Genomic DNA, 14,753 nt, shown 5'->3' with positions numbered 1-14,753 from the left:
GAGGCCCTCGCCCCGCCCCGCTACTGCTCGCCCAGCGTCACGTCCACGGTCTTCGCACTGCCGTCCCGGGTGAAGGTGACGGAGATCTTCTGGCCCGGCCGGTCCGCCGCCAGCGCCTCGGAGAGCGAGGTGATGGTCGTGATCGCGGTGTCGCCCAGCTTCGTGATGACGTCCCCGGCCTCGATGCCCGCCTTGTCCGCGGCCCCGCCGTCCTTCACGTCCACGACCGCGACCCCGGCGGCCCGGAAACTGGCGTCGACGACCGTCCGGCCGGTGATGCCGAGCGCGGCCCGGCCCGAGTCGGTGACCTTGCCGTCCCTGATGATCTGATCGGCGACCGTCCTCACCATCGAGGCGGGGATCGCGAATCCGATCCCGGGTGCCGCGCTGTCCCCGAAGGTGGGGTCGACCGCGGCGAGCGTGGGGATGCCGATGACCTGGCCGTCCAGGTTGACGAGGGCGCCGCCGCTGTTGCCGGGGTTGATGGCCGCGGACGTCTGCACCATGTTGGCGATGGTCGCCCCGGTGCCGCCCTCGTCGCCGCTCTCGCTGACGGTCCGTCCGGTCGCCGAGACGATGCCCTGGGTCACGCTGGACGACAGGCCGAGCGGTGAGCCCATGGCGAGGACGATCTGCCCCACCGCGACCTTGGTGGAATCCCCGAAGGTCGCCGCCTTCAGCCCGTCCGGCACCTTGTCCAGCTTGACGACGGCGAGATCCTGCTCGGGGTAGGAGTACACGAGCGTCGCGGTCAGCTCGCTCTCGCTGTTCGCCGTCGTCACCTTGAAGGTCTTCTCGTCCCCGACGACATGCGCGTTGGTGACGATGTGCCCCTTGTCGTCGTACACGACTCCGGACCCCAGATCACCGCGGGCCTGGATCTGCACGACCGACGGCAGAACGTCCCTGATCACCTTCTGGTAGTCGCTCTGGAGGTCACCGTCGGCGGCGGGCGCGACAGCCTGCGCGGCCTGCGCGGTCGGCGTCTCCTTCCGTCCCGAGGAACCTGACTCGGAGCACCCGGAGAGGAGCACGACGGAACACACGAGCGCCGCCAACGGCAGCCGGAGAGCACGGGTACGCGAAGCGTTCATGCCCCGAGTCTCACGTCGGGGCGCAGACCCGGGCCTGCGCTGTTCGCCCGAACGGGCGCAGCCCCGCCGCCCCCTCGCCGGTGTCGGCGAGTGGCGCGGTCAGCCTCGTACCCCGCACAGGTGCAGCAGTGCGGCGATCCCGCGGTAGGGATCCGTGCGCCCGGCCCGCTCCTCGCAGGCCAGCAGCGCCTCCAGGTCGGCCGGCGCCTCGGTGTCGTCCGCCGCCGTGTCGGTGAACACCCGCACGCCGTACCAGGCCTGGAGCGGTGCCCCGATTCCGGCGAGCGTCGCGGTCAGCGTGCTCAGCCGGTCGGCCCGCACATCCAGCCCCAGCCGGTTGCGGTACGCGGTGGTGTCGAAGGAGCCGAGCGCGCCGGCCCAGTCCCCGGCCAGGCCCGGCCGCATCGCCAGCGCGTCGCCGTTGCGCACGAGCAGCGACAGCAGCCCGCCCGGCGCCAGCATCCGCGCCAGCCCGGCCAGCAGCGGGTCCGGCTCCTCGACGTACATGAGCACGCCGTGGCACAGCACCACGTCGAAACTGCCCGGCAGGAAGTGCACCCCGGTGTCCCGGCCGTCGCCCTCGATGATCCGCATCCGCTCCCGGATGCCCTCGGGCTCGGCGGACAGGGCCTCCCGGGCCGCCGCGACCATGGTGGAGTCCTTTTCGAGCCCGGTCACCTGATGCCCGGCCCGGGCCAGCCGCAGCGCCTGCGTGCCCTGACCCATCCCCACGTCGAGCACCCGCAGCCGCTGCCCGACCGGGTACCGGCCGACTATCTGCTCGTCGAGCTGCCGGGCCACCAGCTCCTGTCGTACGACATTCCGCAGGCCGCCCAGCTTGTCCAGCCAGGCATCGGCCGCGCCCCCGGAGAAAGCCGTCGTACTCAGGGCCGCTCTCCGCGCTTGACCTGCGGCTTCGGCAGCCGGAGGCGACGCATCTGGAGGGAGCGCATCAGGGCGTAGGCGACCGCGCCCTTGCGGTTCTGGTCCGGGAAGCGCTCGGCGAGCCGCTTCTTCAGACGGAAACCGGTGAGGATCGAGTCGAGCACGATGAGGACGATCACGACGAGCCACAGCAGCAGCACGACGGTCTGGAGCGCGCCCACCTGCACCAGGCTCAGCACCAGGATGACCACGGCCATCGGCAGGAAGAACTCCGCCACGTTGTACCGCGCGTCGATGGTGTCCCGGGCGAACTTGCGCACCGGGCCCTTGTCCCGCGCGGGCAGGTACCGCTCGTCACCGCCGGCCAGCGCCTGGCGCTGCCTCTCCAGAGCCGCCCGGCGCTCCTCGCGCTGGCGCTTGGCGGCGTCCTTGCGGGTGAGCGACGTGTTGGCGACGCTGCGGCGCTGGGACTGGGCCTCACTGCGCTTGGGCGTGGGCCGGCCCTTGGGGGCCTGCGGGTCGCGGGGCTGCTTGGAGTCGGTCAGCTGCGCCTTGTCGGCGACGGCGGCCTTCTCTTCCTTGGTGGCACGGCTACGGAACACAAAACCCAAGGGTAAGGGGTGTCCGGGGTTGGACCCCAGCCCGGTGGGGAACGATCCGGCAACACCAGTCGTCATGTAGGGGGACAGAGGGGACGTCCGGTGACGGGTCGCTCACCCTGAAGACCACCTACTCCTTACGCCGGAGCAGGGGAGCGGTCACTCGTCCTTGGGGATGACCGCATCCGTCCCGGAACAGTGCGTCAATGGATGCAGGGCCCGTACTGTGGGTTCTGTCGCAGAGCTGGAGCTGGAAGTCCGTCAGAAGGGGGCGCGCGAAGCCCATGAGCGGTGTCATGAAGCGTATGGGGATGATCTTCCGCGCGAAGGCGAACAAGGCCCTTGACCGGGCCGAGGACCCGCGCGAAACCCTCGATTACTCGTACCAGAAGCAGCTCGAGCTGCTCCAGAAGGTGCGCCGGGGCGTGGCCGACGTGGCCACCTCCCGCAAGCGCCTGGAGCTCCAGCTGAACCAGCTGCAGTCGCAGTCCTCGAAGCTGGAGGACCAGGGCCGCAAGGCGCTCGCGCTCGGCCGTGAGGACCTCGCCCGTGAGGCGCTGTCCCGCCGTGCCGCGCTCCAGCAGCAGGTGACCGACCTGGAGACCCAGCACTCGACGCTCCAGGGCGAGGAGGAGAAGCTCACCCTCGCGGCCCAGCGCCTCCAGGCCAAGGTGGACGCCTTCCGGACCAAGAAGGAGACCATCAAGGCGACCTACACGGCGGCCCAGGCGCAGACCCGGATCGGCGAGGCCTTCTCCGGCATCTCGGAGGAGATGGGCGACGTGGGCCTGGCCATTCAGCGGGCCGAGGACAAGACGGCACAGCTCCAGGCGCGGGCCGGCGCCATCGATGAATTGCTGGCCTCGGGTGCCCTCGACGACCAGTCCGGCATGCACAAGGACGACATCCAGGCCGAGCTGGACCGGCTCTCCGGTGGTACGGATGTAGAGCTGGAACTGCAGCGCATGAAGGCGGAGCTGGCCGGAGGCTCGTCGTCGCAGCAGGCCATCGAGGGCGGCACCGGCCAGGCGCAGTCCCAGCAGCCGCAGGACACCCCGCGCTTCGACAAGCAGTAGGTCCCACGCCGAGGAGGGCGACATGATCGTACGGATCATGGGGGAGGGGCAGGTGAGGCTGGCCGAGAGTCACCTCGCCGACCTGAACAAGCTGGACGACGAGCTGTTGGCCGAGATGGAGAACGGCGACGGCCCAGGCTTCCGCCGCACCCTCCAAGCCCTCCTCGCCAGGGTCCGGGAACTGGGCGTACCTCTCCCGGACGACTCCCTGGAACCCTCGGAACTGATCCTCCCGTCCCCGGACGCCACCCTGGAGGAAGTCCGGGACCTCCTGAGCGACGACGGCTTGATCCCTGGCTGATCCCGCACTCCGCGAGCACCGGCCGGATGCGGGACGCCCGAGCCGGCCCGGGGACTCCACTCCAGCGCGGTCCCGCCAGGGCCGGTCGTTCATGGCAGCTCGCCCGCCGGGCGGAGCCCGCACCGCTCGGCATTGCCGACGTCGGCGGAGCCCACCGCCGTGCCCCGGTGACTCCGCTCCTCAGCCCGTGCGCCCCGAAAGGGCTTCCAGGGCACCGGGCTCGGTGTCGACGAGCACGCCGGGGACGAGGTCGGCGAAGACCCGCACGCCGTGCACGGCGCCCACGGTGAGGCCCGCCCCTCGACGAGCGCGGTGAGCTGGTCGGCGGTGAAGCGGCGCGGCACGGGGTCGCCGTCGCCCCAGCCCGCCTCCGAGGGCCGGGCAGGCCCCTGAGCGGTCACCTCGACCCGGGGTCGGCGAGTCCGGAAACACACAGGTGGCCCCCGTTCCGTCCCCGGCAGGGCCCCCGTACTGTTCAAGCGTGAGCCGCCCCCTGGACCGCGCCCGGCACCACCTCAAAGCGCACCCCCTGGCCCTGGACGCCGTCCTCGCGGCGGGCGTCCTCGCCTGCATGGTGGCCGGTTCCTTCGTCGAGCCCCATGGCAATGACGCCGTCAGCTGGAGCATCCGCACCCCTGAGCCGCTCAGCCTCGTCCTCATGGGGCTCGCCGCCCTCGCCCTGGTCTTCCGCCGCCGTGCCCCCCTCACCGTCCTCGCCCTCACCGGCACCGCCGCCGTCATCGAGTGCGTCACCGGCGACCCCCGAGCCCCCGTCGCCATGGCCGCCGTGATCGCCCTCTACACGGTCGCCTCCACCACCGACCGCCCCACCACCTGGCGCGTCGGCCTGCTCACCATGACCGTCCTCACCAGCGCCGCGATGCTCGCGGGGCCCCTGCCCTGGTACGCCCAGGAGAACCTCGCCATCTTCGCCTGGACCGGCATCGGCGCCACCGCCGGTGACGCCGTCCGCAGCCGCCGCGCCTTCGTCCAGGCCATCAGGGAGCGCGCCGAGAAGGCCGAACGCACCCGTGAGGAAGAGGCCCGGCGCAGGGTCGCCGAGGAACGCCTGCGCATTGCCCGCGACCTGCACGACGTCGTGGCCCACCACATCGCCCTGGTCAACGTCCAGGCCGGAGTCGCCGCGCACGTCATGGACAAGCGCCCCGACCAGGCCAAGGAAGCCCTCGCCCACGTCCGCGAGGCCAGCCGCTCCGCCCTAAACGAACTCCGGGCCACCGTCGGCCTGCTGCGGCAGTCCGGCGACCCCGAGGCCCCCACCGAACCCGCCCCCGGCCTGGCCCGCCTCGACGAACTCGTCGGCACCTACCGCAGCGCGGGCCTGCACGTCGAGGTCGCCCGCGCCGACCACGGCACCACCCTCCCCGCCGCCGTGGACCTGGCCGCCTACCGGGTCATCCAGGAAGCCCTCACCAACGTCCAGAAGCACGCCGGCCCGCAGGCGAAGGCCGAGGTCAGCGTCGTACGCGTCGGCCCCGACGTGGAGATCACGGTCCTCGACGACGGTGCCGGCGGCGACGACGACCCGGACAACGGCGGCGGCCACGGCCTGCTCGGCATGCGCGAGCGCGTCACCGCCGTGCGCGGCACCCTCACCACCGGTCCCCGCTACGGAGGCGGTTTCCGCGTCCATGCGATCCTGCCGGTCAAGACCCGCACCGCAGCGAGGGACCAACCGGGGGAGCCCGTATGACGATCCGTGTCCTGCTCGCCGACGACCAGGCACTGCTGCGCAGCGCCTTCCGTGTGCTCGTCGACTCGGAGCCGGACATGGAGGTGGTCGGCGAGGCGTCCGACGGCGCCGAGGCCGTCCAACTGACCCGGCAGGAGCGCGCCGACGTCGTCCTCATGGACATCCGGATGCCCGGCACGGACGGACTCGCGGCCACCCGCATGATCAGCGAGGATCCCTCCCTCGCCCACGTCCGCGTGGTCATCCTGACCACCTTCGAGGTCGACGACTACGTCGTGCAGTCCCTGCGCGCCGGCGCCTCCGGCTTCCTCGGCAAGGGCAGCGAACCCGAGGAACTCCTCAGTGCCATCCGGGTCGCGGCCGGCGGTGAGGCCCTGCTGTCCCCGGCCGCCACGAAGGGCCTGATCGCCCGCTTCCTCGCCCAGGCCGACGCGGACGACAACGACCCGGTGCGCTCCGAACGCCTCGCCGCCCTCACCGTCCGCGAGCGCGAGGTCCTCGTCCAGGTCGCCGGCGGCCACTCCAACGACGAGATCGCCGAGCGCCTGGAGGTCAGCCCGCTCACCGTCAAGACCCACGTCAACCGGGCCATGGCCAAACTGGGCGCCCGGGACCGGGCCCAGCTCGTGGTGATCGCGTACGAGTCGGGGCTGGTCCGTCCGAGGGCGGAGTGAGCCCGGAAGGCCGTGGCGGGGGTCGGAAAAAAGTTCGTCCGGCGATGTCGAGAAGCCGTGCCCCGCTCCGTCCCCGAGGTGACAGCGGCCAGAATGGGCCGCACCGGAACCCAGGAGAGACATCATGGCCAAGTACCTGCTGCTCAAGCACTACCGCGGCGCTCCCGCTCCGGCCAACGACGTGCCCATGGAGCAGTGGACGCCGGAGGAGATCTCCGCGCACGTGCAGTACATGCGGGACTTCGCGGAACGGCTGGAGAAGACCGGGGAGTACGTCGACGGGCAGGCGCTCGCCCCCGAGGGGACCTGGGTGCGGTACGACGGCGAGGGGCGCCCGCCGGTCACCGACGGGCCGTTCGCCGAGACCAAGGACCTCATCGCCGGCTGGATGGTGATCGACGTCGACAGCTACGAGCGGGCCCTCGAACTGGCCGGGGAACTGTCGGCCGCCCCCGGCGCCGGCGGGAAGCCGATCCACGAATGGCTGGAGCTGCGCCCGTTCTACGCCTCCTCGCCCACGGCCACGGACGACTGCCACGCCGGTGGATGAGGCGCTGCTCAGAAGCCTGACGCCGGGCGTGCTCGCCGTCCTCGTCCGCCGCGGAGCCGACTTCGCGGCGGCCGAGGACGCCGTCCAGGACGCGCTGGTCGAGGCCGTCCGGGTCTGGCCGGACGATCCGCCGCGGGACGCCAAGGGCTGGCTGGTCACCGTGGCCTGGCGCAAGTTCCTCGACGCGACCCGCTCGGACACCGCGCGCCGCCGGCGTGAGGACCGTATCGAGGAGGAACCGGCGCCCGGACCCGCGCCCGCCGTGGACGACACGCTCCAGCTCTACTTCCTGTGCGCCCACCCCTCGCTCACCCCGTCCTCCGCCGTCGCCCTCACCCTGCGCGCCGTCGGCGGACTCACCACCCGCCAGATCGCCCAGGCCTACCTCGTGCCCGAGGCGACCATGGCGCAGCGCATCAGCCGGGCCAAGCGCACCGTCTCCGGCGTCCGCTTCGACCAGCCCGGCGACGTCGCCACCGTGCTGCGCGTCCTCTACCTCGTCTTCAACGAGGGCTACTCCGGCGATGTCGACCTCGCCGCCGAGGCCATCCGCCTGACCCGGCAGCTCGCCGCCGCGATCGACCACCCCGAGGTCGCCGGGCTGCTCGCCCTCATGCTGCTCCACCACGCCCGCCGCGCCTCCCGCACCGCCCCCGACGGCTCTCTGGTGCCGCTCGCCGAACAGGACCGCACCCGCTGGGACACCGCGGCGATCGCCGAGGGCGTCCGGATCCTCCAGGCCGCCCTCGCCCGCGACCGGCTGGGCGAGTTCCAGGCCCAGGCCGCCATCGCCGCCCTGCACGCCGACGCGCCCACCGCCGAGGAGACCGACTGGGTGCAGATCGTCGAGTGGTACGACGAACTCGCCCGCCTCACCGACAGTCCCGTCGTCCGCCTCAACCGGGCGGTCGCCGTGGGCGAGGCCGACGGCCCCCGTGCCGGCCTGGCGGCTCTGGCCGCGGTCGACGACTCCCTGCCCCGCCACGCCGCGGCCGCGGCCTATCTCCACGAACGCGCCGGCGACCCGACGACCGCGGCCCGCCTGTACGCCGAGGCCGCCCACAAGGCCCCCAACCTCGCCGAACGCGACTACCTGACCCGCCAGGCGGCCCGGCTCAACTCCCGCGGACGGCACTGACCCAGGCGCCGGGGACCGTCCCGAGAAGGAGGCCGGTCACCCCGTTACCTATGCTGGGCGCTCGGACTGCCGCACGGGGGAAGGGGATGCGGACGTGCCGCTGCACAAGGACGACCCGAAATCGGTCGGTGGCTACAAGCTGGTCGACCGGCTCGGGTCCGGGGGAATGGGCGTCGTCTACCGGGGCAGATCCCGCTCCGGGCGCGAGGTCGCGGTGAAGGTCGTGCACGCCCAGTACGCCGAGGACCCCGTCTTCCGCACCCGGTTCCGCCAGGAGATCGAGGCCGTCCGCAAGGTGAGCGGTGCCTTCACCGCCCCGGTCGTGGACGCCGACGCGGATGCGTCACGGCCCTGGATGGCCACCCAGTACGTCCCCGGGCGCTCGCTCGCCGACCGGATGTCCGAGCGCGGCCCGCTCCGGGAGAGCGAACTGCGGCGCCTGGCACTGGGGTTGGTGGAGGCCCTGCGGGACATCCACCGGGCCGGGGTCGTGCACCGCGACCTCAAACCCGCCAACGTCCTGCTGGCCGACGACGGCCCCCGCGTCATCGACTTCGGCATCTCCCGGGCGGCGGAGAACAACCCCCTCACCGAGACCGGCCAGATGATCGGCACCCCGCCCTTCATGTCCCCGGAACAGCTCACCGACGCCCGCACGGTCGGCCCGGCCTCCGACGTCTTCGCGCTCGGCGCGCTGCTGGTGTACACCCTCACCGGCCGGGGACCGTTCGACGCGGACAGCCCCTACCTCACGGCGTACCAGGTGGTGCACGACGAACCCGTCCTGGACGGAGTGGGGGAGGAGCTGCGGACGGTCCTGCGCAGCTGTCTGGCCAAGGAGGCCGCGAACCGGCCCCAACTGGACGACGTGGCACGCGAGTTCGCGCGGGTGCTGCCCGAGGAGTCGGCCGACGGTCCGCCGACGGTGACCTCGCGCGGCGACCTGCCGGACCCCTCCGGCACCGGAGCCCCCGACCCGAGGTCGGCCACGTCGCCCGGTCGCCGGCGCCGACCCCGCCCGTTGTGGGCGGCGACGGCCGCGGTGGGCGCCCTGGCCCTCGGGCTGACGGCGTATCTGCTGAACGGCCTGGGAGGGACCGGCGGCGACGGCGGGAGCGGCGCGACCCGCGCGGAGATCGCCGCCTCCCGCTGGACGGAGCTCCCCCACGGCTGGCGGCCCTGGCGGACGACGGTGTACGCCGACGCGGAGCGCGGCCTGAAGAAGGGGATCACCCTCCAGGAGGGCGGGGGGGACAAGGGCCCGCAGTGCCGCACGTACGAGGGCTCCGTCTACTGCGCGGGCGATCCGGTTCTGCCCGTGCGCCTCGACGGCGCCACCGGACGGGTCGACTGGCGCGCCGACGGAGTGCCCTCCCTCACGACGAAGAGGGCGTACGTCTTCTCGCTCCTCGGGGTCGCGGAGGACGTCATGCTGGTCAAGCAGCAGTACCAGCCCGAGGGCGGCGACCTCGTGACCTCGGTCATCGCCCTCGACACCGCGACGGGGGAACGGCTCTGGCACCGCGTGGTGGACTCTCAGTCGACCCACGCGTACCTCTCCGGCGACCTGGTGCTCGTCCCGGACATCGGCCGTGGATCGCTGGCCGCGCGTGAGGTGCGCACCGGCGCCCTGCGCTGGACAGCACCGCTTCCGGCAGGGATGCAGTGCGATCCTGCGCACTCGAACGTGGGCCTCTACCTGGAGTGCGTTCCGGGCATGACGCCCAGCAAGGAGATCCTGGTCCTGGGTTTCGACCGCTCCGACGGCTCGGTGCGGCGCCTGAAGGTACCCATCCACGCGATCCTCGTCGGCACGGAAGACGGCCGCCTGCTCTATCTCGAGGCCGCCGTGGACGCGGCGGGGCACGTGGGCTCCGACGAAAAGGGCCCCTTCGCCCGGATGCGGCTGGTGGACCCGGACACCGGCGCCGCCACGACGACGAAGCTGGCGAAGGAGTTCGAGGGCACCGTGACGGCGGCGGACGGCACGATGTGGTTCACCGGCACCTCCGGCCAGGTGACGGCCGTGTCGGTGCGCACCGGCAAGCAGCTCTGGCAGACCCCGACGAGCCTGGAGCAGCCGGGCGGTGTGACCCGCGACTCGCGCACCGGCGTGGTGTACCTGTCCAGCGCCAGCGGCCGGGTCGCCGCCCTGGACGCCGGAAAGGGCACGCTGCTGTGGGAGACCCTGCCGCGTGCCAAGTGGGTGAACGCGCTGGCCGAACGACTGCCCGAGGTGCTCCTCGACAAGGGCGCCCTGGTCGTCACCACGCCGGCCGGCGACGTCTTCACCCTCGACCCCGCCCACCCCGACCGGACCTCCGCGTCGGGGTGAGCGCTTGCGACCGCGGTGCTACGGCAGCGCCAGCATCCGCTCCAGGGCCAGCTTCGCGAACGCCTCGGTCTCCTTGTCGACCTCGATCCGGTTGACGAGCTTGCCCTCGGCCAAGGACTCCAGGGTCCACACCAGGTGGGGCAGGTCGATGCGGTTCATGGTCGAGCAGAAGCAGACCGTCTTGTCGAGGAAGACGATCTCCTTGCCCTCGGGGGCGAAACGGTTCGCGAGGCGTCGTACGAGATTGAGCTCCGTGCCGATGGCCCACTTCGAGCCGGCCGGGGCCGCCTCCAGCGCCTTGATGATGTACTCCGTCGAGCCGACGTAGTCCGCCGCGGCCACGACCTCGTGCTTGCACTCGGGGTGGACGAGGACGTTCACACCGGGGATGCGGGCGCGCACGTCCTCCACGGACTCCAGCGAGAAGCGGCCGTGCACCGAGCAGTGCCCGCGCCACAGGATCATCTTCGCGTCCCGGAGCTGCTCGGCGGTCAGGCCGCCGTTCGGCTTGTGCGGGTTGTAGAGGACGCAGTCCTCCAGGGACATGCCCATGTCGCGGACCGCGGTGTTGCGGCCGAGGTGCTGGTCGGGGAGGAACAGCACCTTCTCACCCTGTTCGAAGGCCCACTCAAGAGCCTTCTTGGCGTTGGACGACGTGCAGATGGTGCCGCCGTGCTTGCCCGTGAACGCCTTGATGTCAGCGGAGGAGTTCATGTACGACACCGGCACGACCTGCTCGGCTATGCCCGCGTCGGTGAGCACGTCCCAGCACTCGGCGACCTGCTCGGCCGTCGCCATGTCGGCCATGGAGCAGCCGGCGGCGAGGTCGGGCAGGACCACCTTCTGGTCGTCGGAGGTGAGGATGTCCGCCGACTCGGCCATGAAGTGCACACCGCAGAACACGATGTACTCGGCCTCCGGGCGGGCGGCCGCGTCCCGGGCCAGCTTGAAGGAGTCGCCCGTGACGTCGGCGAACTGGATGACCTCGTCACGCTGGTAGTGGTGGCCGAGGACGAACACCTTGTCGCCGAGCTTCTCCTTGGCCGCGCGGGCGCGCTCGACCAGGTCGGGGTCGGACGGCGAGGGCAGATCGCCGGGACACTCGACGCCCCGCTCGCTCTTCGGGTCGGCCTCGCGGCCGAGCAGCAACAGGGCGAGCGGAGTCGGCTGTACGTCGAGCTCCGTGGTCTGGGCGGTGGTCACGACACGCACCCTTTCTACTTTTCGTCGAACTGACGTTATCTATCATAACCCGGTTCACGTCACTTTGACGATGGTCATTGCGTCGATGTGACGTGAATCCCGAAAAGGCGCTCCCGGGGCCTCGACGAGACGTTTTCTGCTCACGGCCGCATGTGCGAGCATGAAGAAGGCGCCGGAAAACCGGCGTCCGGCCCGGAATGAATCCGCGGCCTTGCCGGTTGCACCAGTCGGCAAGCAGTCTCCGTACAACCCGGGAGAGATGTAGATGTCCGTATCGGACGAGACCGGCACCGTCACCGACGGCATCATCCTGTCCGACGCCGCCGCGGCGAAGGTCAAGGCCCTGCTCGACCAGGAAGGCCGTGACGACCTGGCCCTGCGCGTCGCCGTTCAGCCCGGCGGCTGCTCCGGCCTGCGTTACCAGCTCTTCTTCGACGAGCGTTCCCTCGACGGCGACGTCGTCAAGGACTTCGGTGGCGTCAAGGTCGTCACCGACCGCATGAGCGCCCCGTACCTGGGTGGCGCGTCCATCGACTTCGTGGACACCATCGAGAAGCAGGGCTTCACGATCGACAACCCGAACGCGACCGGCTCCTGCGCCTGCGGCGACTCCTTCAGCTAGCCCGGAGTCCGCACCGGTCCCGAGCGACAGAAGGCGGCGGCCCCCTCCGACGGGGCCGCCGCCTTCGCGCGTCTCCGGGGCTAGCGGGCCCCGGAGGTCTCCGGCAGTCGCGCCCCCGCCTTCTTCAGCGGGATGGCCTTGCCGTCCGAGCCCACGACCTGGCGGTCGCCGAGCGGCTCGTCGAGCGGCACCGTCTTCTGCATCTCCTTGGCGATCATGATGCAGACCTTGTCCGGCCACGGCGTGTAGGTCACGGTGACCTTCACCTCGTCCGCGCTCTCGCTCGCCTTCGCCGTGTAGTCCCCGCACACCCCGCCCGTGAAGCTCACGGTCAGCTCGTCGCCCTCGGCGGTGTACCCGTCCACCTCGACGTCCCGCGTCTTCGGCGCGGAGGTGGGCCGGTCGGAGGGCGCGGTGGGGGAGGCGGGCGCGGTCGGCGTGGCGGTCGCGGGGGAGGCGAGGTACCTCGGGTCGACCGCCGGATACGTCACCGTGAAGGCGTCCTTCGCGCCCGTCGCCCGCACCTCGAACAGCCAGGACGGCACGAGCGCCGGCCGACCGCCGACCAAGTGCGACGCCAGCCCGAACACCGCCTTCTCGACGGTGAGCGTGCTCGTCGCCGGACTCCCCGTCGACTCCCCGCAGGGCGCCTCAAGGCGGTCCTTCAGCGGTACGGGACTGGCGCAGCCGCCGATGCCCATGCGGTGACCGGCCGCGGGCACCTTGTTCAGCAGGCCCAGCGTCTTCTCGGCGCTCAGCACGGGATACGTGGCGCTCTTCACCGGTGCCTTCAACTGGCCGGTACCGCCGACCACTTCACCCTGGCCGTTCACGGTGACGCCGGTCGCCCAGCCGTACGTGGGCAGCCCGCCCACCACCGGATCGGCGTTCACGACCCGCTGGGCGCCCATGACCTGGCTCGCGTCCAACTTCGCGGCGCCCTGGCCCACCGCCTTCAGCACCGGCGCGGCGGCCTTCTCCGCGACCGCCTCGCTCACCGGAGAGCCGGTGGAGCTCTCGGGCTTCTTCCCGCACACGGTGGCGCTCGCGCAGTTGTCGATCACGGGGGAGTAGCGCTGGAAGGTCCACGCGCCCGGCGCCAGCCGGTTCACCTGGAGACTCGGCCCCGAACCGTCCTTGACCCCGACCCGCCAGACCTGCCCCTGCGCCACCGGCGTCCCGTCCACCCCGAGCGCCTTGGCGAGCCGCGCCACCTCACCCTCGGTGACCTGCCCCTGGGCCCGGTGGACCGGCGCCGCGTCGGGTCCGTCCGGCAGGCTCCCCTCCACGCGATAGGTCGCGCCGTACGGATTCGGCTCCCCCGGCGCGATCCCGTTGCCGGAGCCACCGCTCGCGCTGTAACCGTCCAGCGCGAGCGGGGGCGGAGTGCTGTCACCGGACGCACCGGAGGTCGTGCCCTCACCGGACCCTCCGGAGGCACTGGCGGCGAGGTACGCCCCACCACCACCGACCACCAGCACGGCGGCGGCCACGGCGGCGATGGCGACGGGGGACCGATGCCGGGGCGAGCGGGGAGCCTCGGCACCCTGGTGCCGGGGGATCTCGGAGTCGGGGAGACGAGGAGCGGGGGGAGCCTGATCCTGACCGGCATCGGCGTCGGCGTCGGTGCCGAGGGTTGCGGGTACGTCGGCATCGGCATCCCCATCCGGTGCGGGGTCGACGCGGCCACCCGGTTCGGAGACCGGTGCGCCGTCCGTGCCGGCGGACGGTCGTGGGTGAGCGAGGCCCGCGGGCTCGTCGGCGGCGGCGGTCTCGGAGACCGAGACCGTGAGCCTGTCCGGATCGGTTGGGACGTCGGGGCTCTCGGAGTCCTCCGGCCCGGCGCCGGCGGCTCCGGTGCCCGAGGCCGGGACGTCGTCCGTGTCGGCGTCGGCGACTCCCCCGGCGTGTCCGGCCGAGCTTTCTTCCGCACCGGAAGCCTTCCCGGCCCCCTCGGCCTCACCGCCCTGACCTGCCCCGGCGTCGCTCGCCCCCTCGTCCGCTGAGACCTCCGAGACCTCAGAGACCTCAGAGACCTCGGAACCCCGCCCCTCCGCAGCGCTCGCTTCACCGGCACCGTGCGCTTCCGCGGCGCTCCCGTCCCCGCCGCCGGAGGCCTCGCCGGGGTCGTTGTTGTCGGGTCGCTCGGTGTTCACCGCATCGCTCCTTCTGCCGCGCAACTGTCCCTCGACCCTGACCCGACCCTGTCAAAAAGGTCGGCGAACGGGTCGTATCCCGCATCCCCTTTCCGGGGGACGGCGATGGGACGCAGCGGGGGAGCGCGCGGTTCCCTCGAACGCGCCGACGCACGCGCCGTGACGCAGCCGCGTGACTCAGCCGTGTGGCTCAGTCGCCGTACTCCGACATCGCCTCCAGCAGTCGTGCGGAGTCCTCGGGAACCGACACGCCGTGGATGAGCGAGGGAGAAACCGGAACGGCGACGATTCGGTCGGGAACCGCCCAGTGCGGGGCCATCCGGGCACAGTCGCCCCGCAGCGAGGCGAGGTCCCCGTCCAGGTCGGCCGAGGTGGACGCGTACAGCTCAAGGTTCGTCATGACGGA

General features: G+C 71.9%; 14 protein-coding genes and 1 pseudogene. 8 read left to right on the top strand and 7 right to left on the bottom strand.

All coding sequences use genetic code 11. The features are described from left to right. Positions 1–20: 20 nt before the first annotated feature. The 3 genes from ABZ098_RS02315 to ABZ098_RS02305 all read right to left on the bottom strand — a co-directional run bounded on the left by ABZ098_RS02315 (position 21) and on the right by ABZ098_RS02305 (position 2,656). On the bottom strand, positions 21–1,094 hold the full coding sequence (locus ABZ098_RS02315; RefSeq protein WP_356586367.1) for a trypsin-like peptidase domain-containing protein: 1,074 nt from the start codon (positions 1,092–1,094) through the stop codon (positions 21–23). Between the two features lie 99 nt (positions 1,095–1,193). Continuing rightward, positions 1,194–1,895 (bottom strand): methyltransferase domain-containing protein, encoded by a 702-nt coding sequence (locus ABZ098_RS02310; RefSeq protein ID WP_356586365.1) that lies wholly within the window; start codon positions 1,893–1,895, stop codon positions 1,194–1,196. An 83-nt stretch (positions 1,896–1,978) separates the two neighbouring features. Continuing rightward, complete coding sequence (locus tag ABZ098_RS02305) at positions 1,979–2,656, bottom strand: DUF3043 domain-containing protein (RefSeq protein ID WP_356586363.1); 678 nt, start codon at positions 2,654–2,656, stop codon at positions 1,979–1,981. A 218-nt stretch (positions 2,657–2,874) separates the two neighbouring features. Between ABZ098_RS02305 and ABZ098_RS02300 the strand changes: the two genes are divergently transcribed. Next, a complete protein-coding gene (locus ABZ098_RS02300; RefSeq protein ID WP_356586361.1) occupies positions 2,875–3,654 on the top strand; it encodes a PspA/IM30 family protein in 780 nt (259 codons plus the stop codon). 22 nt (positions 3,655–3,676) lie between these two features. Beyond that, positions 3,677–3,955 carry a hypothetical protein gene (locus ABZ098_RS02295; protein WP_356586359.1) on the top strand — a complete coding sequence of 93 codons (279 nt, stop codon included), beginning with the start codon at positions 3,677–3,679 and terminating at the stop codon, positions 3,953–3,955. 198 nt (positions 3,956–4,153) lie between these two features. On the opposite strand, the pseudogene ABZ098_RS02290 reads toward ABZ098_RS02295, so the two are convergent. Continuing rightward, a pseudogene (locus tag ABZ098_RS02290) lies at positions 4,154–4,317 on the bottom strand (SAM-dependent methyltransferase); the annotation flags it as partial. 119 nt (positions 4,318–4,436) lie between these two features. On the opposite strand from ABZ098_RS02290, the gene ABZ098_RS02285 reads away from it, so the two are divergent. From ABZ098_RS02285 to ABZ098_RS02265, 5 genes are all read left to right on the top strand, one after another. Further along, on the top strand, positions 4,437–5,669 hold the full coding sequence (locus ABZ098_RS02285) for a histidine kinase (RefSeq protein ID WP_356586357.1): 1,233 nt from the start codon (positions 4,437–4,439) through the stop codon (positions 5,667–5,669). Beyond that, positions 5,666–6,343: a response regulator transcription factor gene (locus ABZ098_RS02280; RefSeq protein WP_356586355.1), complete on the top strand. Its 678-nt coding sequence runs from the start codon at positions 5,666–5,668 to the stop codon at positions 6,341–6,343. Before ABZ098_RS02285 ends, ABZ098_RS02280 begins: the two co-directional genes overlap by 4 nt. A 124-nt stretch (positions 6,344–6,467) precedes the next feature. Continuing rightward, on the top strand, positions 6,468–6,893 hold the full coding sequence (locus ABZ098_RS02275) for a YciI family protein (protein ID WP_123988666.1): 426 nt from the start codon (positions 6,468–6,470) through the stop codon (positions 6,891–6,893). Further along, positions 6,886–8,031 carry a DUF6596 domain-containing protein gene (locus ABZ098_RS02270; protein WP_356586353.1) on the top strand — a complete coding sequence of 382 codons (1,146 nt, stop codon included), beginning with the start codon at positions 6,886–6,888 and terminating at the stop codon, positions 8,029–8,031. The genes ABZ098_RS02275 and ABZ098_RS02270 overlap by 8 nt, the downstream gene beginning before the upstream one ends. Before the next feature lie 94 nt (positions 8,032–8,125). Next, a complete protein-coding gene (locus ABZ098_RS02265; RefSeq protein WP_356586351.1) occupies positions 8,126–10,366 on the top strand; it encodes a serine/threonine-protein kinase in 2,241 nt (746 codons plus the stop codon). Positions 10,367–10,384: 18 nt separating this feature from the next. On the opposite strand, the gene nadA is transcribed toward ABZ098_RS02265, so the two are convergent. After that, the gene (nadA, locus tag ABZ098_RS02260; RefSeq protein ID WP_356586349.1) at positions 10,385–11,569 is read right to left on the bottom strand and encodes a quinolinate synthase NadA; all 1,185 of its coding nucleotides are present in this window, start codon (positions 11,567–11,569) and stop codon (positions 10,385–10,387) included. A 265-nt stretch (positions 11,570–11,834) separates the two neighbouring features. Here nadA and ABZ098_RS02255 point away from each other — a divergent pair, with 265 nt between their 5' ends. Next, a complete protein-coding gene (locus ABZ098_RS02255; RefSeq protein ID WP_020137379.1) occupies positions 11,835–12,191 on the top strand; it encodes an iron-sulfur cluster assembly accessory protein in 357 nt (118 codons plus the stop codon). A gap of 80 nt (positions 12,192–12,271) precedes the next feature. Here ABZ098_RS02255 and ABZ098_RS02250 read toward each other — a convergent pair whose 3' ends face one another. Together ABZ098_RS02250 and ABZ098_RS02245 are read right to left on the bottom strand one after the other, a co-directional pair. After that, positions 12,272–14,347, bottom strand: coding sequence for a hypothetical protein (locus ABZ098_RS02250; RefSeq protein WP_356586347.1), 2,076 nt, complete (start codon positions 14,345–14,347; stop codon positions 12,272–12,274). 190 nt (positions 14,348–14,537) lie between these two features. After that, positions 14,538–14,747 carry a hypothetical protein gene (locus ABZ098_RS02245; RefSeq protein ID WP_356586345.1) on the bottom strand — a complete coding sequence of 70 codons (210 nt, stop codon included), beginning with the start codon at positions 14,745–14,747 and terminating at the stop codon, positions 14,538–14,540. Between the last annotated feature and the right edge of the window lie 6 nt (positions 14,748–14,753).

This window comes from Streptomyces sp. NPDC006335 (genome assembly GCF_040612795.1).
GTDB lineage: Bacteria > Actinomycetota > Actinomycetes > Streptomycetales > Streptomycetaceae > Streptomyces.
This window is presented reverse-complemented; position numbering and strand designations above follow the sequence as displayed.